Consider the following 25,085-nt stretch of genomic DNA (forward strand, 5'->3'; position numbering starts at 1 on the left):
ATAAGAGACAGGGCCGCGCCAGCGTGGGGCGGGCCTTCGGGTCCGTTGAGCGGGAAGGTGCCGTCAACCCGGGGGGGCGGGCGGCGCCATTCCTTTCTCCCCACGCGAAGACCTGGCTTTTTGCCGCCCGGGACGGGGGGCGCGGTCCGGCTCGAAAGCCGGGCCCGACCTTCCGCCAGGTGGCCGGTGCGCGCGAGGCAGACAGCGCCTCAACCCCTCCCACTGCCTGCCTCGCGCGCTTCCGTAAATTCTCGAACGAGGGCAGGGCAGGGCGCTCGCTCCAACGGGCGCCCTCCCGCGCTCGAAGGGCCTTTGCTTGCCAAGGGCCCGGGTTGGGCGCCATACGAAGGCGCGAAACGGCGGCGGGGTAGGTCAGCCTGCCCGCGTCGCCCGCGACCTTCGTGAGACATGGGACTCCGGTACGACGTCATCGTGGTGGGACTGGGCCATGCGGGCAGTGAGGCGGCGCTCGCCTGCGCGCGGATGGGATTGGCCACGTTGGGCCTGACGCTGAAGCGCGAGCGCTCGGCGGTGTTGAGCTGCAACCCGGCGGTGGGTGGCACGGCCAAGGGCCACCTGGTGCGGGAGCTGGACGCGCTCGGCGGGGAGATGGGGCGCGCGGCCGACCAGGTGGGCACGCACTTCAAGACGCTGAATGCCTCCAAGGGGCCGGCGGTGCAGGCCTCGCGCCTGCTCTGCGACCGGGATGCCTACGCGGTCGGCATGCAGGCGGTGCTCTTCTCACAGCCGAACCTCACGGTGCGCGAGGGCGAAGTCGCCGCGCTGGTGGCCGGTGGAGGCCGGGTGGAGGGCGTGGTGCTGGGAGACGGCACGCAGGTGTCCGCCTCCGCGGTGCTGCTCACCACGGGGACCTTCCTCCAGGCGCTGATGCACGTGGGCGAGCAGAAGGAAGTCGGCGGCCGTCTGGGTGACGACGCGGCTCGCGGGCTGTCGGAGTCGCTGCGCGCGCTGGGCTTCACCCTGGGCCGCTTCAAGACGGGCACACCGGCGCGGCTGGCGCGCGCGAGCATCGACTGGGACGCGCTGGAGCCGCAGCCGGGGGACACCCTCGTGCGGCCTTTCTCCTGGCGGACGAAGGTGGAAGGGGAGGGCGGGATGCCGTTTCCCCGTCAGCCCTCGGTGACGTGCGCGCTCACGGCGACGACGCCGCGCACACACGCGGTGCTGCGCGACAACCTGCACCGCTCGCCGCTGTACCAGGGGGACATCGTCGGCCGGGGGCCGCGCTACTGCCCTTCGCTGGAGGACAAGGTGGTGCGCTTCGCCTCGCGCGAGAGGCACCAGGTGTTCCTGGAGCCGGAGGGGCCCACGTCGCCGCTGGTGTACCCGGCGGGCCTGTCCACGAGCCTGCCGGCGGATGTGCAGCTCACCTTCCTGCGCACCATTCCGGGCCTGGAGCAGGTGGAGGTGGTCCGCTTCGGCTACGCGGTGGAGTACGACTACGCGCCGCCCACCCAGCTCAAGGCCACGCTGGAGACGAAGGCCATTGCCGGCCTGTATTTCGCGGGGCAGCTCAATGGCACCTCGGGCTACGAGGAGGCCGCCTTCCAGGGCCTGTGGGCCGGCATCAACGCGGCGCTCCAGTTGAAGGGCGAGCCGCTGCTCCTGCCGGGCCGCGACGAGGCCCACGGCGCGGTGCTGGTGGATGACCTGGTGACCAAGGGCGTGGACGAGCCGTTCCGCATGTTCACCAGCCGCTCGGAGCATCGCCTGAAGCTGCGCGAGGGCAACGCGGACCTGCGACTGGCCCGTCACGGGCACCGGGTGGGGCTGCTGCCGCGCGAGGCCTTGGAGCGGGTAGAGGCGCGAGGCCGCGCGGTGACGGAGGAGGTGGCTCGGCTGAAGCGCACCGGGCTGGCGGCGCGGCTGCGGCGGCCGGAGGTGACGTACGCGCAGCTGGGCGAAGGCCGCGAGGATTGGCCCGTGCTGTCACCCGACGTCACCGAGGAGGTGGAGGTCGAGGTGAAGTACGAGGGCTACGTGGCCCAGGCCGCGAGGGCGGCGGCGCGCGAGGCCGAGTCCACGGACCGGTGGCGGATTCCGGAGGGCTACCGCTTCCATGAGGTGCGGGGTCTGAGTTCGGAGGCGGTGGAGAAGCTGACCGCGCATCGGCCCGGGACGGTGGGACAGGCTCGCCGGATTCCGGGGCTGACGCCCGCCGCAGTGTCGCTGCTGCTGGTGGCGCTCAAGCGTGGAATAGAGGCCCCCGCAGTCTGCTCCCAGCCCGAGGATTGATCAAATAAGGGGCTGTGGACAACGTGTGGGAAACTTTAGGGCTTGCTGTCTCCTGAATGATTCCAGTGGGTTGCAGGTAGGTTTGACGTGGAGGGCTTGTGGATAACGCGCGGTTCGAGGATCAGCTCGCGGCGGGGTGCCGGGCGCTGGGAGTGACGGTGGCGGCGGACCTGGGGCCGCGGCTCCAGCGGTTGATGAGCGAGCTGCTCAAGTGGAACGCGAAGGTGAACCTCACGGCGATTACGGCGCCGGAGGAGGTGCTGGAGAAGCACTTCCTGGATTCGCTCGCGGTGTTGCCGGAGGTGACGGGCGCGGCGACGTTGCTGGACCTGGGCGCGGGCGCGGGCTTCCCGGGTCTGCCATTGAAGCTCGCGCTGCCCGCGCTGGGCGTCACGCTGGTGGACACGGTGGGCAAGAAGGTCGCGTTCATCAAGGCCGCGGCGGCGAGCCTGGGATTGCAAGGTGTGCGCGGTCTGCACGCGCGTGCGGAAGGCCAGCCGGAGACGGAAGGGATTCCGCGCGCCGAGGTGCTGATTGCGCGCGCCTTCATGGACCTGCCGGATTGGCTCGCGCTGGCGCCCGCGTATGTCGAGCCGGGCGGGCGCGTGGTGGCGATGCTCGGTAAGGCGCAGACGGACGCGGAGTTGGCGGCGCGCGCGGCGGAGCGACAACTGCGCGTCGTGTCCGCGAGGGCGTACCGGCTGCCGTTCTCCGGCGCCGAGCGCCAGGTGGCGGTGTTCGCCAAGGAGTAGGGGAGGGGAGTGCCGCCGTGCGCGCCGGTCCCGTGAGTGATTCCGGGTTGAGTGGCACGGCGGTGTTTCTCCCGGGGATGCACGGCGCTGCTGAGTGACTTCAGCGGCGCGCATCCCACCGGCAGGGAAGGGTGGCGCGAGCCAGGGGCCTCGTTCAGTTTCACGGCGGAGGTGCCTCGCATGAAGCCGCTTCCGGCGGACCGTCCTCGCGTCTGTTTGTTCGAGCGTCACGCTCACGCCGTCACGTTGAAAGCGTCGCGCTCCAGCTTCGAGCGCCTGTGGGGCCCGCCGCATCGCGTGGTGACTCGCGATGACGGCAGCTTCCAGGAGACGCACTGGGGTTGGCGCAGCGAGTGTGGGCTCGAGTTGGTGGTTGTCTCGATGCGAGAGGCCGACCGGTTCCACGTCTTCATCGAGCCCCTGGAAGTCGACCACGCCCTGGCCCACCTGGGGTTGAAGGACGAGGTCGTGCAATGGCGAGCGGACGCGGGGGTCCCGCTCCCGCGTGAAGGCTGGGTTGTCACGCGCATGGATGAGACGGGCAATCGCTACGACGTCGCGCAGGCGCCCGAGCGCGCGCACGTGGCGTGCTTCGCGCGCATCCTCGAAGACCGTGCGCACAAGCAGTCGTACTACGTCGAGTTCCGCGGCACGCCGGCCCATGAGGACGCCGCGCGGAAGGATTGGGCCGTCATCCGTCAGGATGAGTACGGCAATCGCGCGGAGGTGGCTCGGCTTCAGTGGGAGCAGGGGGCTCGCGCATTCGCCGATGTCTGTGAGGCGGACCTACGGCACAAGCAGACGTACTTCGTGGAGCCCGTGGCTCCGCGTTCCTGAGTGGGTGCCGCGGGTGCGTGGTGAACGTGTCGAATGGGATGTGCCCACCGCGTGCCCCGCGTTGGCATTGAACCGTTGATGTCGAACGGGGCAGCAGGCGCTTGCTCACAACGACGCGGGCGCATCATTCGTGCGTCCAGGGTGACAGCGAGCGTTGCTGTATCGCGACAGGTTCCTCCACGGGCAGCCCCAGTCAGAGCAGGCGCCGTACAGTCACCCGCGCGAGGGCGTGTACGTCAACGAGCTGCCATCGGCCTCCCACGTTCTGGCATAGCTGTTGGCTTGGGTTCGCGACGGCGACACCGTGCATCCTCACAAGGGCCTCGGTATGTGCTCGCGACAAAAGCACCGCGCGTTCTCCCGGTGCGGAGCAACTCCATGACCCGGAAGGACATCCTCGAGGCAGTGAAGAACTTCGTCGGAGTTCTCGACGAGCAGAAGCACTTTGAGGACCGCGAGGGAGCGCTACGTGCTGCCCTGGACCGGATCGCGTTGGCCTACCATTTTGCCGACGCCCCATTCGACCAGACGAAGTATCCGGACGCGCCTCGTGCCGACTACAGGTCCCTGCGAGAGTGCATCGCGCCACGCTTTCCCGCCCTCGGCCTGTACAACGAGGCGTTGCACATCGCTGACAAGGTGGGTGAGTCCGAGCTCAGCATCGGCGACGCCATCGACGACCTCACGGACATCGCGATGGACCTGCACAGCGTCCTCTTCCGCTGGGAAAACACGACCGAAGAAGATGCGCTCTGGCACTTCCGCTTTGGCTTCGAGACCCATTGGGGACTGCACCTGCGAAGCTTGCAGCTGTACCTCCATCAGCGTGCCTGCTGATGTGCCCAGCAACTCGCGACGGCAGCCGAGCCGATGCCGATTCCCCTGGCTCCCGAGGCGCTAGCAGGGGAGGGGACGCAGCCCTGCTCGGTGCACGTCCTTGTTCGCAGTGGCTCGGAAGCAAGGCCGGCAACCTGAGCTGAAGGTCGGTCGCTCGGTGCATGAGCTTGCTCGCGGCGTCTCGAGAGCTTCGTTGGGCGTCTGCGCTGCGCGTGGGTCGCCGCATGCAGGACGAGTGGTTGGATGATGCGCCAACACGGCCGCGTCACTGTCCATCGAGGTGCACGTCGAGGCGCGGCTTGTTGATGGAGCGCTGCGTGGACACGATCGGCTCGCCTCCCTCGAGCAGGCAGGACAACGCTCGTGCCGTCGGATGCACGGAGTCTGCGCGGCAGTGGGGCCGCTTGCCTGGCTGCGGGCCGAGAGCCGTCCACATCTGATTTCCGTAACGGCGTTTCACAGTTCGACGGGAGTCATTGCTTCGCGAGCGCTGGTGGATGCTCGCGCGCGAGGCTGCGTTCTCAACATGGGCCTGCAGTACGCCGCCTCCTGGGGGCGCTTGTTCGAGGGCGATGTCCGTGAAGCGAGGCCAAGTCGAGCTCCTCGCTGACCGGGCAGCCAGGCCAGCGCCTGTTCGGCGTATATGCGGCGAACGGGGTGTCTTCGTCGCACGGAAGAGGCCCACGTCGTTGATGCTGCCGGTGGGCTCGTCGTCATCCTGAACGCTGCATCTTTGCGCCCGGTGTTGGGGGCAGTCCGCGCATCGGGAGCGAGCGAATGTCGTGACACGGCGCCTCGGGGACTTGATGCAAGTTGGGATGGGGTGACGACGACGTGCATCCTCGCCGCGGTTTCGTGCGCACGGGACGACGCGTCCGTCCTGTGCGGAGCGGTCTGAGTCCGTGGGGCTTCGAGGCAGTCGGATGGATGGAGATGCATCGCATGCCCGACTCGGTGATGCCGTCTCACAGTCTCGCGAAGTCTCACCGACTGCGCTCAGTTGAGGGCCGACTTGAGGTGACGAAGACACTCGGGATGGAGCTTCGCGTTTGGCCACTTCGTACGCGGTGCTGCTTGAGGCTTCGTGGTGGTCATGCGCCCGCGAGTCATCGGTGGGTGCCGTGGCTCGCTTTCCTGTGTGCCTAAGTCCGGCTGCATGTTGGTGCCTGGCCGCGCTGCTCGCGAACCGCTGCGGTGACCGAGTTCGCAGGTTCATGCGCGCGATGCGCGGCATGGCGCCAGTTCAGGTCGTGATGGTCCGCGAGAAGCGGCCGCCTGGCTTGGGCCCAGGTGTTGGTGTGGTGCGCGCCTGCACTTCGCCATCCTGGGACTGTCCCTGGGGACATAGCGAAGGCCGCCGAGGACAGGGGGTTTTCAGCGGCTGAACCGATGGGTCTCGTTCCAAGTGGAGCAGGGGAGGGGAGGGGAGGGGAGCACTCGTCATGGCGACCACATCACGCATGTCGCCGTGGCTCTGCGAGCGAGCGGCACCTTTGGCTCAGGCACATGCGAACGGTGCTGCGTGATGGCCGCGCCACTTCTCGCGAGGGCTCTCATCCGGCGCGCGTTCATCGGGCTCGTTCTTCACATGGACCGTGGTGGCATTGGTTTCGACAAGGAAGCGCTCCGCGAGTCGCGATGTGCAGGTGGTCGCATCGACATGAGCGGGCGCGTGCTTGTTGCGGACGAACCGCACGTTGATGGGAGTGGGCGTCGAGCATGGCCTCGCGATGGATGCGCGCGGCGCCCGACCGGCGCGCCGACCTGGATGCTTGCGGAGTCGATGACCGGACCCATGTGGATGTGAGCACGGCATGTGACGGGCGGATGCCGGTCGCTCACGCGACTGGCCCAGGTCCCCGTTCCACGTGGAACGAGACGCTCGGCATGCTCATGCGTCGTGGCGGCGGACACGTCTGGTCGTGGGTGTGGCTCAGGCCCCATGAGCGTTGAGCGTGGGCATCTCTGCACACGGCATCAGGGAGAACTGGTGGCGCCGGTGCTCATGCTCGGGACATCGCGTGGTCCGGGGGCCGAAACGTGGGTGACGGTCGTCAGTTGTTCGCGAGCCCAGCCAGTGGCGACCTCGTCTTCGACCTGGCGCTCGTTCCACGTGGAATGTGGAGCGCCTCACCTCAGAAGCAGTCGTCAGTTGTTCGCGTGCTCACCCACGTGATCGCGCCGCACGGCGCGCGGGGAACTGCGAGCACACGGCTTCGATGAGCGCTCATCCACCTTGGTCGGGCCGTTCCACGTGGAACAGGAAGATGGATGCGCAGGCCGTCGTACTGACCGGAGTGGCTTGCTCAATCGCGGTGCCACCGCCGTTCCCTGTTGAGCGAGAAGGCGCGAACTCGTGGTCCCGTTGAACGGACGCGACGTGCTCATGCGCGGGCCCTTTGCTGTTCCACGTGGAACGGGGAGCAGGGAACGAACTGTTGCTCGTCCCTTCATCGTGCCCAGCGAAGAAGGAAGGAGGGAGTGCATGGCCGCGTTGGACGAACGTGGCTGGCTCATGCGCGATGCCTCTCGTGGTTCCACGTGGAACAGGAAGAAGGGACGCGCAGGTGGCCACGCCGAGCGGGTTCGGCTCGCTCATACGCGATGCCTCTCGTGGTCCCACGCAGAACAGGAAGGAGGCGTTGGTACGCGCTCCCGCTGAGCGGGTGCGGCTTGTTCATGCGCGATGCCTGCCGTGGTTCCACGTGGAACACAGGGAGGGCGAAGCCACGTGGTCGCGCTGAACGAGTTCGGTTCGTTCATGCGTGATGACCTAGCGGCTCCATGCGGAGGAGGAAGAGGTGTTGGTACGCGCTCCCGCTGAACAGGTTCGGCATGGCACATGCGCGATGCCTGTCGTGGTTCCACGTGGAACAGGGGAGGGCGAAGCCACGTGGTCGCGCTGAACGAGTTCGGTTCGTCCATGCGCGATGACCTCCGCGGTTCCATGTGGTGGATTAAGAGGTGTTGGTGCGTGGCTGCGCGAAGCGGGTGTGGCTTGCACATGCGCGATGCCTGTCGTGGTTCCACGTGGAACAGGGGAGGGCGAAACCACGTGGTCGCGCTGAACGACTTCGGTTCGTTCATGCGCGATGGCCTCCACGGTTCCATGCGGAGGAGGAAGAGGTGTTGGTGCGTGGCTGCGCGAAGTGGGGGCGGCTTGCACATGCGCGATGCCTGTCGTGGTTCCACATGGAACAGGGAGACGGCACAAGCGCGTGGTCGTGCTGAACGAGTTCGACTCGCCCATGCGGAGAAGGAAGATGTGTTGGCGCATGGCCTCGCTGAGCGGGTGCGGCTCGCCCATGCGCGATGCCCGTTGCCGTCCATGTGGTGCGGGAGCTGGAAGTGCGCGGCGCGGTCTGATGCGTGCGCAGTTCTTCTGCCTGACCGTTCCACGTGGAACAGCGAGACGGCGTGGACTCATCGACATGGGCACATTGCTGGGAGGCGCGAACGCTGGATGTCAGTGCGCGGAGCCCGTTGCTCGTTCCACGTGGAACATGGCCGGGGCTGTGACCATGTCAGCGCGGAGAACAGGCGCCGTTCGCTCATGTGCTCGAGTCATCCTTCGTTCCACGTGGAACACGGAGGCCATGAGTGAGTGGCCGCAGTGCCGCGAGGCCGTGTGAACACGCGCAGCGCTCGCTACCCGTTCCACGTGGAACATGGAGACGCTGTTCCTGAGGGTGATGCGCGAGCTCCTGCTTCTTCGCGTGCTCAGTTCATGGCGTGCTCCACGTGGAACGCCGCGGCGATGGGCAGGCTGGCGTGTTGAGCGCGGTTGGTTCGCTCAAGTGCGTGCTCAGTTCCACGTGGAACATGCGGACGCCATGGGCGTGCTCAACTGCGCTGCTTCGAAGCGTTCCACGTGGAACGTGGGTGGCCGCAGCGGCACGCCAACACGGCGGATGAGCGTGCCGCAGTTCTTGGTAGCGCCTCATCACGTGTTCCACGTGGAACGTGGACGCGGCTCATCGAAGCGGACGAAGCCACGTGGTTCGCCGCTTCTTGGGCTCCCAGTTCATGGATGCGTTGGCCGACTTGCACGCGCGAGAAGCACGCTGCTTGTTCCACGTGGAACGCGAACGTGTGGCGTGTACCCGTGCGTGTGCGCGGTGCATCGCCAGTTCCACGTGGAACGTGGGCACGGCTCGGGCGCGAACTCGCGAGCCATGGAGGAGCTTGGTCGTGGGCTGGTTCGGTGGCGCGCGTTCCACGTGGAACGCGGCGACCCGCCATCCCTGGTGTTGGCCAGCGCCGATGCGCAGCGGCCTTCGCCTTGCTCCATCTTCCAGATGGCTCGGCCTGCGCACCTCTTCATCAATCACCGCGTGGTGGCGTTCCCGCGAGTTCGCGAACGCGTGTTCCACGTGGAACGAAGAAGCGGCGCATGAGGTGCTTCTTCGCGGTGGTTGGAGGCCGCCGCTCGGCCTGCGCACTTCGCGGGGGCGTGATGGTGGTGGGGCGCCTGCTCACCGAATCGATGCGCGCATGCGCTTCGCGTGGCGTGAGTTCCCGGCGCTTGGTGGGAAGGATGCGCGTGCTGATGTGTGGACCTCCGCGAAACGGATGGAGCGACTGCTCATGTGCGGGTTGCTTAGCGCCTGTTCCACGTGGAACGCGGGATGGGTTGATGGCGGGCACGAGCGCAGCTCCGGAGAGTTCGCTGACGGCTCCGCGTTCAGGCTCGTGATGCGCTCATGGCTCATGGAGTGGTGAGTGCTCCACCGTGTGGCGTGGAGAGGTGGTCGCAAGGAGGCCCGCGCTCGTCCACCATCCAGTGCCTGCTCCACGTGGGACGCCTGATGCGCTTCGTGATGCATGGAGGCCTCAGATGGGGGCTCTGATTGGCGGCCAGTGGAGCCGCCTTGATGCACGCGCTCCATGTGGAGCGCCCGTGCGCGGTGCAGCGCCAACCACGCAGGCAGTCCGGTGCACATGCTGATGGGGATTCTTGGGCAGTGCCGGTCGTGCGTTGGGCGGGCTCCATCCCGGCGCTCCGCCCTGAAGCACCCACGGCTCTTCGACATCTGTGCTGAACGCGGGGCGTTCCACGTGGAACGCGTCGAACGTCGAAGTGGTGCTGACGCTGCGTTGCTGCGTCCCCGCGCACGTCGCTTGGTGCGCGCGAGGGATGCGAGCTTCAGGTGGAGCCGGCAGTGAGGACTGGCGATGGCGTGGGTGGCCGCATCGGCGCGAGCGGATGTCCTGCTGTGCTCGGGTGCGCTTCGGGTGAGCTGCGAGCCCAAGTGGAGCAGGTGGCGCGGGCTGGCGAAGATGCGAATGGCCGCACCGTCACGAGTGCAGAGCGCTCCATGCTCGGGTGCGCTGCGAACTCAAGTGGAGCGGATGGTGAGGACTGGCGAAGGTGCGGATGGCTGCTCCGTCACGAGTGCAGAGCACCTCATGCTCGGGCGCGCTGCGAACTCAAGTGGAGCGGATGGTGAGGACTGGCGAAGGTGCGGATGGCTGCACCGTCACGAGTGCAGAGCACCCCATCCTCGGGTGCGCTGCGAACTCAAGTGGAGCAGGTGGCGCGGGCTGGCGAAGGCTCGGATGCGGCACCGTCACGAGTGCAGGGCACACCATGCTCGGGTGCGCTGCGAACTCAAGTGAAGCAGGTGGTGACGACTGGCGGTGGCGCTGATGACCGCATCGGGGCGAGCGGATGTCCTGCTGTGCTCGGGGAGCTGCGAGCCCAAGTGGTGCAGGTGGTGACGACTTGCGATGGCTGGGACTGCCGCATCGGTGAAAGCGCAGGCCACCACATGCTCGGACGAGCTGCGAGTTCAGCGGGTGTGGTTGGTTCAGACCGGCGGTAGCTGCCACTGCCGCGTTCGACTCGGCCAGATGATGCCGCCTCGTTCCCGCGCGGATGGGACGCGATGGCGGTGTGGAAAGTGGGGCGAGGACTGACGGCGACGCGGACCGTCGTATCCGGACGACCGCATGTCGCCGGGGGGCGCGGGGATGCGGTGCGAGGTCCCGTGGAGCTTGGGGGGCTACCGGCGACAGCTCGAACTGCGGCATCGACACCGCCGCACGCTGTCCTGAGGTGATGGTCACCAGGTGCGAGGAGTCCCGTATGGGGCTCGCGGCGACGGTGGACAGTGACTTGAACTGCCGCATCGGCGCGGCTGCTCACTATCGGGAACGCACTCGCGATGAGGTGCGAGTCCAAGGGATGGAGCCCGTGGCGCGGATGGGGGGGTGCGGACTGTCTCGCTGGCAAACCTGCATGTCGTCCGAGTTCATGCGCAACGAGGCGCGAGGTTCGAGCCGATGGTACAGACGGCGAGAAGTCGTGCTGACGTGGATTGGCTGCGGCGTCGGTATGGCCGCGTGGCGTTTTGAAGCGATGGGCATGAGACGCGCGTTCCGCGGGGAACAGTCGACGCGGAGCGGCTGCAACTCAGACCGGGGAACTCAGGGGTTCGCCGTCCGGAGTCCATGCTCACCGAGACGTGAATGGCTCGTGATGCAGTCGGCGAGACATGGTGGCAACTCAGCCTGCGACGTCCGTAGGGCCGCAGGTCGTTCGGAACTCATGATCACCAAGGCGCGAGTTCCGTGTGACGCTGCCGACGAGGCCCGACGGCAACTCGCACCGTGACGTCAGCCCGGCCACACGCGGTCCGGAGTCTCTGCGCGCCGAGGCGCGAGTGTCGCGTGATGCAGTCTGCGAGGACTGGAGCCGCCGCAGACCGCGACGTCGCCCGGCCACATGCGGTCCGGAGTTCATGCTCATCAATGCCGAGGTTCGTGTGGCTCAGATGGCAGGGACATGCGGCCACTCATCGCGGCTTGCGGATGACGCGAGCAGGCGGAGACTGTTGAGTGAGAGGAGGTACCGCCTGCCATGTCTGGTACGCATTCGCTCGGCCTGCGCGAGCGGTCCATTGCAGCCTGGCAAGAGAGTCCCCCACCCCTCCAGGCGGCCATTTCTCCGCGCGATGCAGCCGGTGGGTTGGCCCACCGGGGCGACGCAATCGCTCAGCCCTTTTGAGGCACGCGATGAGGAGAGGCGCCCCAAGGGCCGGGGCGCACCTCGGCAGCTCGCTGTTCGGAAATGTCGGGGGTTTTGAGCCGCGAAATCTCCCGACATTTCCGAACAGCGAGCTACGGGAGTGACTCCGGCTCCCCCGGCGCGAGGGGCATCCTGTGGGGGCGCGCGGTCCGTTCAGCATGCAATCCACCACGGAGGTGATGGCATCCATGCGCGCCGTGCACTCACGAGGTGCCTCCGCGCTCATGCACTCCTACGCGAACCGCTCCGTCCTGCTGTCGCTCGTCCTGCCCTGCCTGGCGCTCGCGAGGCCCTTGGGCGACACGTCGCGGGGAGTTCGCCCACCGCAGCGGCTCCGTCGCTCAGCTCATCTGCGCTGCGCGATCAGACTCCGGCACCGGTACGGCGGCACCTCTTCCAGAGCTCATGGGCAACGAAGTGCGAGTCCCGTGTGGTGCAAGTGGCGAGTACGGACTGCCCTCGTGCTGCTGCATCGGTACGGTGGAAGTTTGTCGGGCGCCCCGGCTCAGCGGGATGTGAGTTCCGTGTGGAGAGTCGGTGTGGACGAGCAGCAAGTCGGGCCACGTCGTCGGCACGGTCGCATGTCACCCTGAAGCTCTGGCTCAATGCAGAACCGGGCTCAATGTGGCCGCGGAGAAGCTGCGACCCACATCACTCCGTCCCGCTCAGTGGTGCGCTATCTGGTCCCTGTTCCTGATGGGGAATCAGGGCACCTCGGTTGATGCATCGATGTGACGGCATGCTGCCTCGCGATTCGTGAGGTGCTCAGTGGGCGTGGATCTCCAGGTGATGCCACCGGATGCAGAACCTCATCGATGCGACGTCTGGCGCTGCGTACCCAGCTCGAGCGGTCCGGCTCCGGCACCCTCGGAGGGCGCGAAACGAACTCGCCGTGGTTGGCGAAGTCCGATGGAGTTCCTCGCCTGCCGCCATTGGATGCGTGTCCCTGATGAACATCCCTGCGACGGAAACCTCGTGTAGGTGTGAGTCGCCATCCGCATCGCCGTTCGTCGCGGCGTGCTCCGGCTCGAACGCTGCCCGTCCCGAGTGGTGAGTCCGTTGAGCTGGGCCGACAAGTGGACTGACCTCGTCGATGCGATGCCCGCGGTCGTTGGCGGATGTGAGGGGGGGATGGGGCCTCGCCTGAAGTCTGCTTCGATCATGTGACTTGGTCAGACGCGTCGCGCGCGGTTCCAAGAGAGTAGGGCTTCGCGGCGGGAGTCCGCGGCCAAGGGGGGGAACCGATGTGCGTGGCCATGTGGACCGCTGGCGGCGAGGCGCATGCGGACGGCTGACATCGAGGCTCATGTGAAACCACCGTCACCATGCGCAGGACGCGCTCGCCCGTTCCACGCGGAACATGAGGAGGCGTGTCATCGTCACCCGAACCGGTGATTCATCGACGCGTGCAGGTTGCACTCGGCATGGCCTGGACCGCTTCAACACGCGTCACATGGGGTGACGGCATGGCTCCACTGTTCGGCATGGGCGCTTCCAGTCGGGTGCGCGAGGTCGCTGCACTCATCTGGCTGACCGCGCGCATCCCGGAAGGGACGCTCAGCAACGGTGCCGCATCGCGCGGGCGAGAAATCGCAGCTGAAGTGCCAAGGTCTCGCTGGTACCGGCGCTGCGCGGGTCTACGAGGCGGTGCATCGGTTGCTCCACGCAGATGGGTAGCGCCAAGCCAGTCGGATGCGGCACTACCGGACCGAACACTGCCAAGGGCACCGCGTCGTTCCCGAGGACGGCCCGCCACCGATAGCGTGTGATGCGTTGAAGAATCGCGCGTGCCTCCCGTCCGCGAACCGGTAACCCCGACCGCAGCCTCACGCGGGCATCGTGCGAAACGCACCCGCTGCCCGCGACAGCATCACCGCGTGAGGACAGGACCCTCGGACGCACGCGGCGGTCCGAAACGCGCGGCTGCATCCACGTTCAGCCAACTCAGAAGCCCCGTCGCGCGTGCGAATGCGACGCACGTTCGTCGCCTCCGCTCGAAGTCCACCGCCGCCGACCCCCTGAAAACTGGCTCAAAGGTCCGCGAACCCCGCGAACAGACTCGGCACCTTTTATTCCGCGAGGGCGTCCTTCCCGCCTGCTCACTCGCTGCACGGCCGCGGGGTTCCACGAGGAACACGCCCTCTCCAGCCTGGGGCGCCGTGGCCACGGCGGGGCGGAACAGGTGCGGCCCGGTGGGGGCCCCACGGACCGGCGGCTCGGCCGCATCATTATATAGGGGGCTGACACGGGCCCTCCGTGGCCCCGTTCGACTGGCACCCCGGCGCACCGCCTCCATATATAAGGAGGCACACCCGGCCAGCCTCCAGGCCTCTTCCGGGCACCCGCAACCGGCCTCCAGGTCCGCGCAAACCCCCGAGAAGAGAGCAGGGAAGCAAGGCTCGCCGTGAATTTGATCCGATACCAAACCGCGTGCTAGCAGCGTGGATCAGCGCGCAACCGTGCACTGCATCACGCGCGGGGCCCTGGCCTACGGCCGGGGAGAGAGAGGATGGGCCACCGTGGGTCGTATCATCTGCATCTCCAACCAGAAGGGCGGCGTCGGGAAGACCACCACCGCCATCAACCTCGCCGCGAGCCTGGCCTCCGCGGAGCGCCGCACGTTGCTGGTGGACATGGACCCGCAGGGCAACGCGGGCAGTGGCCTGGGCATCAAGCAGGACAACATCACCGGCACCATCTACGAAGCGCTGCTCAATGACCGGCCCATCCAGGAGCTGCTCCACCCCACGGAGCTGCGCTACCTCCAGGTGGTGCCCGCCACGCCGGACCTCACCGGCGCCGAGGTCGAGCTGGTCAACCAGGACAACCGCGAGTTCCGTCTCCGCGACGCCCTGCGCCCGCTGGCCTCCGAATACGACTACATCATCATCGACTGTCCGCCGTCGCTCGGCCTGCTGACGCTCAACGCGCTGGCCGCCGCGGACTCCGTCCTCATCCCTCTCCAGTGCGAGTACTACGCGCTCGAGGGACTCTCGCAGCTCACCCACACCATCGACCTGGTGAAGCAGGGCCTCAACCCGGACTTGAAGATGGAGGGCATCCTCCTCACCATGTTCGACTCGCGGGCCAACATCGCCCATCAGGTCGTCGAAGAGGTGCGCGGGTACTTCAAGAAGCAGGTGTTCGAGGTCATCGTGCCGCGCAACGTGCGCCTGTCCGAGTGCCCCTCCTTCGGAAAGCCCATCATCCTGTACGACATCAAGTCGAAGGGGTGTGAGAGCTACCTCGCGCTGGGCCGCGAGCTGATGAAGCGGGACACTCCCAAGAGCCCTCGCAGGCGCGTGGCTTGAGCCGCGCCCTGGCTGGAGTCACGACGTGGTGAAAGCAGACATGCAGAAGCGGGCCCTGGGGCGCGGGCTGTCCGCCCTCATCCCCCAGGCGGGCGCCACCGGGGCCGGCAAGGGCGAGCAGGCCCCGAAGGCCGGCGTCCTCAAGCTCCCCATCGAGTCCATCCACCGCGACAAGGACCAGCCGCGCCGCTACTTCGACGAGGAGAAGCTCAAGGAACTCACCGAGTCCATCAAGGCGCAGGGGGTGCTCCAGCCCATCCTCGTCCGCAAGGACAGTGACGGCTACCGCATCATCGCGGGCGAGCGGCGCTGGCGCGCGTCCCAGGCCGCTGGCCTCAAGGAAGTGCCCGCCATCGTCCGCGACGTGACGGAGGTCCAGGCCTTCGAGCTGGCGCTGGTGGAGAACCTCCAGCGCTCGGACCTGAACCCCATCGAAGAGGCGGAGGGCTACAAGCGCCTGGTGGAGGAGTTCAAGCTCACGCAGGAGCAGGTCAGCGTGCGCGTGGGCAAGGAGCGCTCCACGGTGGCCAACGCCCTGCGCTTGCTGGCGCTGCCCGCGGACGTCAAGGGCATGGTGGCGGATGGCTCGCTCAGCATGGGCCATGCGCGCGCGCTCCTGGGCGTGCCCCGGCTGCCGGAGCTGCAGAACCTGGCCAAGCAAGTCGCGGACAAGAAGCTCTCCGTGCGTGACACGGAGCGGCTGGTCCAGCAGAGTCGCTCCAGCGGGAAGAAGGACGCGGGCAAGGCGGCACCGAAGCAGAGCCCGCAGGTGAAGGCACTGGTGGAGGAGCTTCAGCGGCGACTGGGTACCAAGGTCCGGCTCACCGAACGAAGCCCCGGAAAGGGCACCATCGAGGTGGACTTCTTCTCGTACGATGACCTCGACCGGCTCTTGAAGCTTCTCAGGAAGGAGTAGGACGTGGCGCTCCTTGGCGGGAAAAAAGACGAATCATCCAGCAAGCCTCTGTTCAGGCGGGAGGAGGAATCCGTGTCGCAGCGTTCTGGTGAGGTCCACACGCTCCTGGGCAAGGGGAGCGAGTTCGAAGGGAAGCTGACCTTCGAAGGGCAGGTCCGTATCGACGGCAAGTTCCAGGGGCAGATCATCACCAAGGACGTGCTCGTCATTGGGGATGGCGCCAAGGTCCAGGCCGAAATCCAGGCTGGCACCGTCATCATCAACGGCCAGGTCGAAGGCAATGTGAAGGCGACGCAGATCATCGAGCTGAAGACGCCCGGCCGCGTGAAGGGCAACCTCGAGACGCCGTCGCTGTCCATGGACCGCGGTGTCATCTTCGAGGGCTCGCTGAAGATGGAGAACCTGGGCACCGCTGGCGCCCGGCCGCCTCCGCCTCCGGGTGGCGAGAAGAAGTAGACGTGCGTTCCTGGAAGCACATGGCGCCAGCCTCACTGCTGGCGCTCACCCTCCTGGGCGGCTGCAAGGGCTGTGGCCAGGAGGATGCTGCTTCCGGCACCGGAGAGGGTGACGGCCGTCCGTCCTCCATCCGCTCCGGTGTGAAGGTGCCGCTGCCGGACGGCTGGTCCGCGCTGGTCGCGCCGGATGAGAGCTTCCAGGCGGGCCCGCCCGGCCGGCCCGTGTTGCGGGTGGACCTGCGGCGCGGGGACGGCGAGCAACTGCCCTCCGTGGACACCCTGGCCGACCGCGTCCGCGAGGAGCTGAAGGACTTCGAGCTCTCGCTGGACCAGGAAGAAGAGACGGAGCGCTACTCGCTGCTGCGCATCACCCTGGCGCCCAAGCTGGCGGATGGGGGCGTGGGCCCGGAAGCCCCTGGCTTCTTCGGCGCGCGGCGCGTGGGCAACGACTTGTTCCTCTGTGCCAGCCTGCCGGGCGCGTCCGCCGAGGATGTGCTGCGTGCCACCGAGGCCTGCCGCGAAATCCAGGTCCAGGGCGCGCTGCCATAGCGAGCAGCACCGCGCGTCCAAGGCAATCACACGTCGAGGCAGGTGGGAGTGTCACCTCCTGGCGGAGTCGATGCAGGCGGGCAGGCTTCCGTTACCGCCTCGTGAACATCTGGCGCGGCTCGGGTGTCCCAACGTTATGCATTTCAGGGTGCACTTCCGTGCACGCCACGCCGACATTGACGCTCAGGGACTTCCCCTGGCCGTCACGAATCTCTAACCTCACCCCTCCCGGACTGCGTTGGGTGCTCGCCTCGGACCCATCCAGGACCTCCACGCAGTGCCCTCGCAAGGAGTCCCCGCATGTCGTTCTCCGGAATGCTCCCCCTCCCGTTCGCCACCGTGGACATCGCACCCGTGGGAGAGCAGCTGATCGCCGTGGGCGGCCTCGTGGTCGCCGGGCTGGGGGCGCTCTGGGCCGCCTGGACGCGGCCGTCCGCGCAGCCGGTGCCCATTCCCGTGCGTGGCGGCTCGTCGCGCCGCAACCCGCGTCGCTGAAGCACCGCGAAGGGCGCGAAGGCGGGGTGAGTCCCCGCCCCGCGCCCCTGAAAGCAGCACCCCGCCTCAGCGCTTGAAGGCCAGGGAGAGGGCGAAGTCGCCCGCGGCGTCCGTCCACCACTCGGCCAGCGTGAGTCCCGCGGCCGACAGCTCGGAGGCCACCTGCTGCTGGTGGAACTTGCAGCTCACCTCCGTGCGCAGCACCTCCCCTTCGGTGAAGTCCACCTGCTTGCGCAGCGTGGACAGCCACACCGACTGCGCGCGCCGGGACACCAGGCGCATCTCAATCCAGGCGTTCTTCTCGTCGAAGGGCGCGAAGTGCTCGAAGGCGTCCGGGTCGAAGTCCCCTCCCAGCTCGCGGTTGAGCACCTTGAGCACGTTGCGGTTGAACTCGGCCGTCACGCCCGCGCTGTCGTTGTAGGCGGCGTACAGCCGCTCGCGGTCCTTGATGAGGTCGGTGCCCAGGAGCAGCCCGTCTCCCGGCTGCAACCCGGCCGAGAGCTGCCGCAGGAAGAGCGCGCGCTGCGCCGGCTTCAGGTTGCCGATGGTGCCGCCCAGAAAGGCCACCAGCCGCCGGCCGCCGTTGGGGAGCTGGCCCAGGTGGTGCTCGAAGTCGCCCACCACCGCGTGCACGGTGATGCCCGGGTACTCGCGCGCCAGGCCCGACGCCGCGCGCCGCAGGAAGGCCTCGCTCACGTCGAAGGGGACGAAGCGCGCCAGCCGGCCCGCTTCCTCCAGCGCGTCCAGGAGCAGGCGCGTCTTCTCGCTGGTGCCGCTGCCCAGCTCGATGAGCGTGTCCGCGCCGCTCAAGCGGGCGATGTCACCGGCGTGGGCCAGCAGGATTTCCCGCTCGCGCCGCGTCGGGTAGTACTCCGGCAGCCGGGTGATGTCGTCGAAGAGCTGGCTGCCGCGCTCGTCATAGAGCCACTTGGGAGACAGCTCCTTGGGCGTGCCGCACAGGCCCTGGAGCGCCTCTTCCCGCAGGGCGCGCTTCGCGTCGCCCGGCTTCACGTAAACGTCCACCTGGACTCCCGGCGTGTGCTGCGCGTCTTCACCCGGAGTCGCCACCGTCGGTACCGTCGTCACCCGCATCGCCTCACCTCACCTCGCGTTCCGTGCACAGCGGAAGCCGGCGAAAATCTGCCGGCGGTTGGGGAAGTCCCAATTGCGGAAGCCGTTGCGCACCGCGACGGGTGCGCTGGCCCACGCGCCTCCCCGGAGAACCTTGTAGGACTCACCGAAGAACACCTCCGAGTACTCGGGGTACGGGAAGGCGCTGAAGCCCGCGTAGGGGCGGAAGTCGCTCGCGGTCCATTCCCACACGTCGCCCAGCAGTCCCCAGACGCCGTCCTGGCTGACGCCCTGTGGGTAGCTGCCCACCGGCGCGGGGCCCCATGTGCTTCCGTCCAGGTTGGCGTGGGCCCGGGTGGGCGGCGTGTCGCCCCAGGGGTACTCGCGGGGGCGGCCGTCACTGCCGCGCGCGGCCTTCTCCCACTCGGCCTCGGTGGGCAGCCGCTTGCCGGCCCAGCGCGCGTAGGCGTCCGCCTCGTACCAGCACACGTGCTGCACGGGCTCGTCCTTGGGCAGCGGCTCCACCTGGCCGAAGCGCCGCCGCAGCCAGGTGTGGTGGCCCTGGGGCAGCCAGAAGCCCGGGGACTTCAGCCCTTCTGCCTGGATGACCTCCCAGCCCTTGGGGTGCCACCAGCGCGGGTCCTCGTAGCCACCCGCCTCCACGAAGACGAGGTAGTCGCCGTTGGTGACGGGGTGCGCGTCCATCAGGAACGGAGCGACGTGCTGGGAGAACGCGGGCCGCTCGTTGTCGTAGGCCCACGGCGACGTGCTGCCCAGCCGCACCTCGCCGCCGGGGATGAAGACCTCCGCCTGCGGCACGGCGCCGGGCCGGGGCCGCGGGCGCGCCGAGGGCACGTGGTACGCCGGCGACGTCATGAGTTGCAGCGTGGCGGCCAGCGTCTCCGCGTGCTGCTGTTCGTGCTGCGCCACCATGCCGAAGACGTAGCCGCCGGCCAGCAGCGGCGCGGTGCTGTCCTCGGGCAGCCGGTGCAGGTGCTCGCGCACCGCCGCACGCACGCGCCGCGCGTAGGCGAAGGCGGCCTCGGGTGGCAGCAGCGGCAGCTCGGCGCGCGTGGAGCGCGGGTGCCGGAAGGCGTCATAGATGGCGTCGAACGCCGGGTCGGTGATGGCCGGCGCCCCCAGCGCCCGGAGCAGCCACTGCTCCTCGTAGTTGGCCACGTGCGCCACGTCCCAGATGAGCGGCGACATGAGCGGCGAATGCTGACGGCGCAGCTCGTCCTCGGGCAGCCCGCCGAGCATCGCCAGCACGCGCGCGCGCGCCGTCTCCAGCTCGGTCCAGGCACGGGACTTCCAGCGTGGATGGGCCCCGCCTTCCTCTCGCGGGTGACTCCGTTCCTCGGCCATTTGGAACATCACCCGTCCAAGGTAGGGAGGCGCCCGGCGCGGAGGTAAGCCCCCGCCTCACCGGCGCCCGAGCGGCTCGTGAAGGAGCGCACGTTGCCCGCGCGCCCCCAACGCCTTGTCTCTACGCCGGGCGTGGAGCCTCGTCCCGGGGCCAACCGAGAAATCCACAAAGAAAGTTGAAGCTCAAACACTCTCCCCGGCCACGAGCGGATCCGCTCAAGGCTCGTTGGGGACGCGGGCGAGGCCGAGCAGGGTGAGCGTGCGTGAGCGTTCGTCCCACGCGTACTCCAGCTCCAGCCCATGCTGCGGCACGACATGCCGCGCCACCAGGCCGTTGGCCGCTGGGGGCTCGCGCAGGGCCGGGTCGCCCAGGCGCTCCAGCACCTGCTGGAGTGCATGGAACGTCTCCGCCGTCATGCGGCCCACCTCCCGCCACGCTTGGGGCGCGTAATGCACGCGGTGAGGGCCCTGTCGTTGGCGGAGCTGCGGCATATCCCGGTGGTCCTTCGTCCTTTCCGGGATGCTTCGTATGCCAACGGCGTGCCCACCCTCCGTCGCTTGGATTTTCAACAAGCTGGGGCAGGTGCGGGGTGACCCGGGCTGCAGGAGTTACAGGCTGGCGACAGCGGAGGCAGAAGAAAGGACAGGCTCGAAGTCCCGGGAGTCACTGTTTGGCGGCCTTTCGGGGGCCGCCTGGCCGGGTCCCATCCGAGGGTGCGTGACGCGAATGTCCCGGGAGCGGGGCGCGGCTTGGAAATGCGAGGCCGGCCCGGTGGCCGGCCAGGGAGGCGGCGTCGCGGACCCCCGCCGCGTCGTGGCTGCCCGCCTGTGCCGGGCATGCCCAGGTTGAACGCAGGGCCGAGCATGCGGCGGGCCCTGGCAAGGAGGAAGGATGGCTCGGCGGAGGTACACACCCTGGTCCGCCACCAATGGCCTGCTCTTTGGCATGGCCGCGGGCGTGGTGCTGGCATTGGCGGAGGTGGTGCTGGCGGTGGCGTCGGGGGACAACCCGATGCGTCCGGTGCGCATGTCCGCTGGGGTGCTCCTGGGGCCGTCCGCCTTCACGGCCTCGGTCTCCGACAGCACGGCCCTGCTGCTGGGCATGGGCGTCCACCTGCTGATTTCCGCGGTGGTGGGGCTCTTCTACTCCGTGCTGGATGCGTTCCTGCCGCCAGACGGGCGCAGCCGCTGGGAGTTCCAGGCCGCGGTGGGGATGCTCTACGGCCTCTTCGTGTGGCTGGTGAACTTCCAGTTCATCGGACGTGGCTCGTATCCGTGGTTCCTGGACGTGCCGCAGTTCCCCCAGATTGTGTTGCACGCCTTCTTCCTGGGACTGCCGCTGGCGTCGCTGTTCACCGCCGCGGAGCGTCGCCGGCTGCTGCTGGATGCGGCGGAGAGCACCCCCGCTCGCTGAGGCGCGCGAGCGCTTTGAAAAAACGCGGAAGGTATGGTGAAAGTACCCGACCTTGAGGGTTAGCTGGGCCGGCCCTTCTTCCGTGGACTGATACACGCATGGACACAGAACTGGCGAGCATGCTGGGGGCCGCGTCGAGGGCCGCCCGGGTGCGGATGGGGCTGACGCAGGCGGACGTCGCCGAGCGCATTGGCATGGCGTCGGAGGTGTACGGGCGGTTGGAGCGCGGCCACATGCTGCCCAGCGTCCAGAACCTGCGCCGGCTGTGCATGGTGCTGAACGTGCCTCCTCACGAACTGCTGGGCCTGGGCGAGGGCTTCACCGCCCCGCCGCCGGTGAAGGAGAAGGCCGCCGCGAAGAATCGCGAGGAGGACACGCCGGAGATGCGGCGGCTGATGCGCAACCTGCGCAAGCTGACGGCGGTGCAGTTGAAGCTGATGAACCTGATCGCCTCGGCGATGCAGCACAAGAAGAAGTAGCCTACGGCTGGTTCCGCGTGACGAAGGGGAACGTCTGGATGGCGAAGTTCCCCGCCGGGTCGTCCATCCACACCTCCACGGTGTGCTCGCCGTCCACCAGCTCGCGTGTGTCCAGCTCCGCCGTCCAGGTGCCGTCCGGCTGGAGCGTGGCGGCCCGGATGCCGGAGCCATCCCGCGTGAAGGCCACCCACCGCACGCCGCTCACCGCGTCCGTCACCCGCGCGGTGATGTGAATCACGCCGCGGTACGTCTGCCCCGGCACCGGCAGCAGCAGTGAGGCCACCGGCGCGGCGTCGTCGTAGCGCACCGTGCGGGACAGCGTGGTGCGCATGCCCGTCTCGCTCGTCACGTCGATGGTGAACGCGTTGTCCCCGGGCACCAGGTCCAGCGTCGCCTGCACGCCGCCGCCACCCCGGGGCAGCGTGTACGTCCGCCCCGTGGACAGCGTCACCGTGGTGGCGGACGCGGAGTACACGCCGATGTCGTAGGGCATCGTGTTTCCCGGCTGCGGCCCGACGAGCCACCCATCCGGCAGGCCCGTGGACACCCACGGCGCCTCCGCGTCCACCCACACCGTCAGCATCCGCTCCGTGACGTGGCCCACCGAATCCGTGGCTCGCACCAGGATGAGGTTCTCCCCTGGCCACAGGTCCACCCGGTGCGTCACGTCCCCGCCGCCCGCGGGCACGTCCGTCACCTGTACCCAGTTGGTCTCCACGCGCACCGGCGACCAGTCACGCACCACCATCCGCACGTCCACGCTGTAGGAACGAATGGCCGCGCCGTTGGCCGGTGAGAGGAAGGTGAGCTCTGGCGCGGTGTTGTCCACCATGACCACGGCCTCCTCGCTGGCGATGCCGCCGAACGAGTCGGTGGCCACCAGCCGGATGACGTTGGGCCCGTCCACCAGCGGCAGCACCGTGTCCACGTAGCCGCCGCTGGGGTCGGGGGCCACCGGGTGGCTGACGCCCTGGATGACGAAGGTGGCCGAGTCGATTTCCGCGCCCGCCGCCAGCGGAGTGACGAAGCCGCACACCTCCAGCGTCAGCGCGTCCGTGAAGCCCGGCAGTCCGCACAGCGTCACCGACGGCGCGGGGAAGGGGGACGGATGCACCTCCACCGCGAACGACGCGGAGCTGCCCAGCCGGTTCTCCCGCGCGGGCGCCAGCGTCACGCCCGAGTACACCGCGCGCAGGTCCTGCACGCCCAGCTCGCTCCAGGTGGAGGCGCGCGGACGCCACACGAAGGAGTAGACGCCGTCCCCGTCCGCGTCGTTGTCCGCGCCCACCGTGACGCCCGCCACGGAGAACGTCACCACGCCCATGCCCGGGCCTCGCGCTTCCCAGCCGCGGTCATCCACCACGCGCGCGGACAGGATGTTGTTCAGCGCCACCGTGAGCTGTCCGTCCACGGGCGAAAGCAGCGTGGTGGTGGTGGGCACGCCATCGGTGGGCGGCGGCGGGTTGGTGTAGGTGGTGACGCGCACCGAGCCCTTCACCCCCTCCGCTTCCTGGGAGGCCGCCACCACCATGACGTCCGAGGTGAGCGACGGCTCCAGCCCCTCCGGCGCGGTGATGGTGAGCGTGAGGGTGGCCTCGGTGTCCGGTGCCAGCTCCAACGTCGTGCGGCTCAGCGTCGCCGTCCAACCAGTGAGCCCGCCCTGGGTGCTCAGCCGGTAGCTGTCCGTCCGGTAGCCGTGGTTGCGCACCGTGACGGGGTAGGTGACGGACTGGATGCGTGGCAAATCATGTTCGAAGGGCCGGCGCGCCCCGCCGCTCACGGTGACGCTCACGCTGTAGTCGCCGAAGCACGCCAGCCCCAGCGAGGCGAAGGTGGTGGGGATGTCCGGATAGCGTGTGTCCGCGCCCCAGCTTCCGTTCACCGCCTGCCGTGCCTTGAGCCACTCCAGCGCTTCCGACATGCGCCCATCCGCGCCGGGCTTCCGGCCCGCGAGGCACAGCGCATACAGGGAGATGCCGGTGGCGAACTCATCCGGCACGTCGCCTTCCAGCGAGCCCCAGCCCGGCGCGCCTCCGCCCGCACGCGTGGACAGAAGCCGCGCGGCCAGGGTCTCCAGGGCCTGGGTGTTCACCGCGTTGGTGCCCGGGCCGGCGGCCTTGAGGCCCACCATGGCCCACGCCACCTGGTGCGTGTAGCGCTGGCCGTCGGTGGCCGGGCCGTCCGTCCAGTCGTTCATGTGCGCGCGCACGTACGCGGCGGCGCGGTCCAACGCGGCCTGGTACTGCGAGGCCTTGGCCGGGTCCACGCGCTGCCGGGCCTGGGCAATGGCCGTCATCATCCGCGCGGTGACGCCGACGTGGCCGTAGCCCACCGGGTAGAAGGGGAAGTCCTCGCGCCAGCGGCCGGTGGTCTCCTGCCGCGTCAGCGCCCAGTCCGCGGCCAGCACCAGCGCGTCCGAGTACCGCGTGCCCAGGTGTGCGTCGTAGCCCGCGAGCCCGAAGGCGGAGTAGCTCGTCTTCGCGTTGGGATAGAAGATGCCCTCGTGGAACCACGAGCCGTCCGCGCGTTGCTCGGAGACGAGCCGCCCGGTGATGAACTCCAGGTTCTCCCGGTTGGTGCGCCCGTTGTACGTGAGCGCGTCCAGGTCGTAGCCGGTGGTGCGCGCGTTCGCGAGGCCGAACAGCGCCGCGCCGTGGCGGTGACACGACGTGCAGCCGAAACGCACCGACCAGTTCGCTGCGTCCGCGCTGAGGTAGTTGATGGCGCGCTGCGCGGACTCGGCGTTGGTGGCCGCGCGTGCGGGCCCGGCGAGCAGCAGCCCTGCCAGCGCGACAAGGAAGAACGTGACGCGCGCGAGCGCGGCGCGCGGCAAGGCAGGAGAAGCGGCGTGTGAGGGCATGGGGGGCTCGCTCGAAGGATACCGCTCTGGGTATTCATGCAAGCAAAGCGCCCGAGGAAGTGAGCGCATGCCTGTCTTGGAGGCATGACAGCCATCATCTTCACGTGAGGGTCGCGCCCCACCCCGAGGCCACTTCGCCCCGAGGCAATCGAGACACATGCGCAATCCATGTTCATCGCGCTGACGCGCCGCGTGTACGGCTCCGGCGCGATTGACATGACACGCCAGACATTCGCTGGATGCCGTGCTGGCGGTGAATCACACGCATTCACACGTCAGGCATTGCCCGGCGTCATCGCGGTGCTTCGTCGGGGCGGTGCGCGTCGCCTGGGGGTGGTGCTTCGTTTCCAGGGACGGGCGTTTCCGGCGGCAGTTGTGGCAAGGGCCAGCCTTCGAACAGGGGCCACGCGCGGTACATGGCCCGGCGCTCCTCGGGTGTAAGGGGGCGGGCCATGTAC

The 25,085-nt window shown here is 68.3% G+C and carries 16 protein-coding genes; 11 read left to right on the plus strand and 5 right to left on the minus strand.

Translation table 11 applies throughout. The features are described from left to right. The first annotated feature begins 408 nt into the window (after positions 1 to 408). The 4 genes from mnmG to FL344_RS33040 all read left to right on the plus strand — a co-directional run bounded on the left by mnmG (position 409) and on the right by FL344_RS33040 (position 4,682). The gene (mnmG, locus tag FL344_RS33025; protein WP_141621324.1) at positions 409 to 2,256 is read left to right on the plus strand and encodes a tRNA uridine-5-carboxymethylaminomethyl(34) synthesis enzyme MnmG; all 1,848 of its coding nucleotides are present in this window, start codon (positions 409 to 411) and stop codon (positions 2,254 to 2,256) included. 98 nt (positions 2,257 to 2,354) lie between these two features. Beyond that, positions 2,355 to 3,008 carry a 16S rRNA (guanine(527)-N(7))-methyltransferase RsmG gene (gene rsmG, locus FL344_RS33030; protein WP_140800552.1) on the plus strand — a complete coding sequence of 218 codons (654 nt, stop codon included), beginning with the start codon at positions 2,355 to 2,357 and terminating at the stop codon, positions 3,006 to 3,008. A gap of 180 nt (positions 3,009 to 3,188) precedes the next feature. Then, positions 3,189 to 3,845: a hypothetical protein gene (locus FL344_RS33035; RefSeq protein WP_228565551.1), complete on the plus strand. Its 657-nt coding sequence runs from the start codon at positions 3,189 to 3,191 to the stop codon at positions 3,843 to 3,845. Positions 3,846 to 4,223: 378 nt separating this feature from the next. Further along, positions 4,224 to 4,682, plus strand: a complete 459-nt coding sequence (locus FL344_RS33040) for a DUF5063 domain-containing protein (RefSeq protein WP_141621325.1) — start codon at positions 4,224 to 4,226, stop codon at positions 4,680 to 4,682. 1,498 nt (positions 4,683 to 6,180) lie between these two features. On the opposite strand, the gene FL344_RS38745 is transcribed toward FL344_RS33040, so the two are convergent. Beyond that, positions 6,181 to 6,378 carry a hypothetical protein gene (locus tag FL344_RS38745; protein WP_194863341.1) on the minus strand — a complete coding sequence of 66 codons (198 nt, stop codon included), beginning with the start codon at positions 6,376 to 6,378 and terminating at the stop codon, positions 6,181 to 6,183. 7,853 nt (positions 6,379 to 14,231) lie between these two features. Between FL344_RS38745 and FL344_RS33045 the strand changes: the two genes are divergently transcribed. The 5 genes from FL344_RS33045 to FL344_RS33065 all read left to right on the plus strand — a co-directional run bounded on the left by FL344_RS33045 (position 14,232) and on the right by FL344_RS33065 (position 17,438). Beyond that, positions 14,232 to 15,023: a ParA family protein gene (locus FL344_RS33045; RefSeq protein WP_090491169.1), complete on the plus strand. Its 792-nt coding sequence runs from the start codon at positions 14,232 to 14,234 to the stop codon at positions 15,021 to 15,023. Between the two features lie 25 nt (positions 15,024 to 15,048). Beyond that, positions 15,049 to 15,939, plus strand: a complete 891-nt coding sequence (locus tag FL344_RS33050; RefSeq protein WP_141588572.1) for a ParB/RepB/Spo0J family partition protein — start codon at positions 15,049 to 15,051, stop codon at positions 15,937 to 15,939. Positions 15,940 to 15,942: 3 nt separating this feature from the next. Then, a complete protein-coding gene (gene bacM / locus FL344_RS33055; RefSeq protein WP_011557381.1) occupies positions 15,943 to 16,395 on the plus strand; it encodes a bactofilin BacM in 453 nt (150 codons plus the stop codon). A gap of 2 nt (positions 16,396 to 16,397) precedes the next feature. Beyond that, the gene (locus tag FL344_RS33060) at positions 16,398 to 16,943 is read left to right on the plus strand and encodes a hypothetical protein (RefSeq protein WP_141621326.1); all 546 of its coding nucleotides are present in this window, start codon (positions 16,398 to 16,400) and stop codon (positions 16,941 to 16,943) included. 300 nt (positions 16,944 to 17,243) lie between these two features. Continuing rightward, a complete protein-coding gene (locus FL344_RS33065) occupies positions 17,244 to 17,438 on the plus strand; it encodes a hypothetical protein (protein ID WP_020478624.1) in 195 nt (64 codons plus the stop codon). Positions 17,439 to 17,504: 66 nt separating this feature from the next. On the opposite strand, the gene egtD is transcribed toward FL344_RS33065, so the two are convergent. The 3 genes from egtD to FL344_RS33080 form a co-directional block, all read right to left on the minus strand. Next, the gene (egtD, locus tag FL344_RS33070; RefSeq protein WP_141621327.1) at positions 17,505 to 18,530 is read right to left on the minus strand and encodes an L-histidine N(alpha)-methyltransferase; all 1,026 of its coding nucleotides are present in this window, start codon (positions 18,528 to 18,530) and stop codon (positions 17,505 to 17,507) included. A gap of 9 nt (positions 18,531 to 18,539) precedes the next feature. Continuing rightward, the gene (gene egtB / locus FL344_RS33075) at positions 18,540 to 19,883 is read right to left on the minus strand and encodes an ergothioneine biosynthesis protein EgtB (protein WP_194863342.1); all 1,344 of its coding nucleotides are present in this window, start codon (positions 19,881 to 19,883) and stop codon (positions 18,540 to 18,542) included. Between the two features lie 207 nt (positions 19,884 to 20,090). Next, positions 20,091 to 20,291, minus strand: a complete 201-nt coding sequence (locus FL344_RS33080; RefSeq protein WP_141588567.1) for a hypothetical protein — start codon at positions 20,289 to 20,291, stop codon at positions 20,091 to 20,093. Between the two features lie 475 nt (positions 20,292 to 20,766). Between FL344_RS33080 and FL344_RS33085 the strand changes: the two genes are divergently transcribed. Further along, entirely contained in the window at positions 20,767 to 21,288 is a 522-nt protein-coding gene (locus tag FL344_RS33085) for a hypothetical protein (RefSeq protein WP_141621329.1), read from the plus strand. 98 nt (positions 21,289 to 21,386) lie between these two features. Further along, on the plus strand, positions 21,387 to 21,767 hold the full coding sequence (locus FL344_RS33090) for a helix-turn-helix domain-containing protein (RefSeq protein WP_011557374.1): 381 nt from the start codon (positions 21,387 to 21,389) through the stop codon (positions 21,765 to 21,767). 1 nt (position 21,768) lies between these two features. On the opposite strand, the gene FL344_RS33095 is transcribed toward FL344_RS33090, so the two are convergent. Beyond that, a complete protein-coding gene (locus FL344_RS33095; RefSeq protein WP_141621330.1) occupies positions 21,769 to 24,627 on the minus strand; it encodes an Ig-like domain-containing protein in 2,859 nt (952 codons plus the stop codon). Positions 24,628 to 25,085 lie beyond the last annotated feature (458 nt).

This window comes from Myxococcus sp. AB036A, from assembly GCF_006547355.1.
Taxonomy (GTDB): domain Bacteria; phylum Myxococcota; class Myxococcia; order Myxococcales; family Myxococcaceae; genus Myxococcus; species Myxococcus virescens.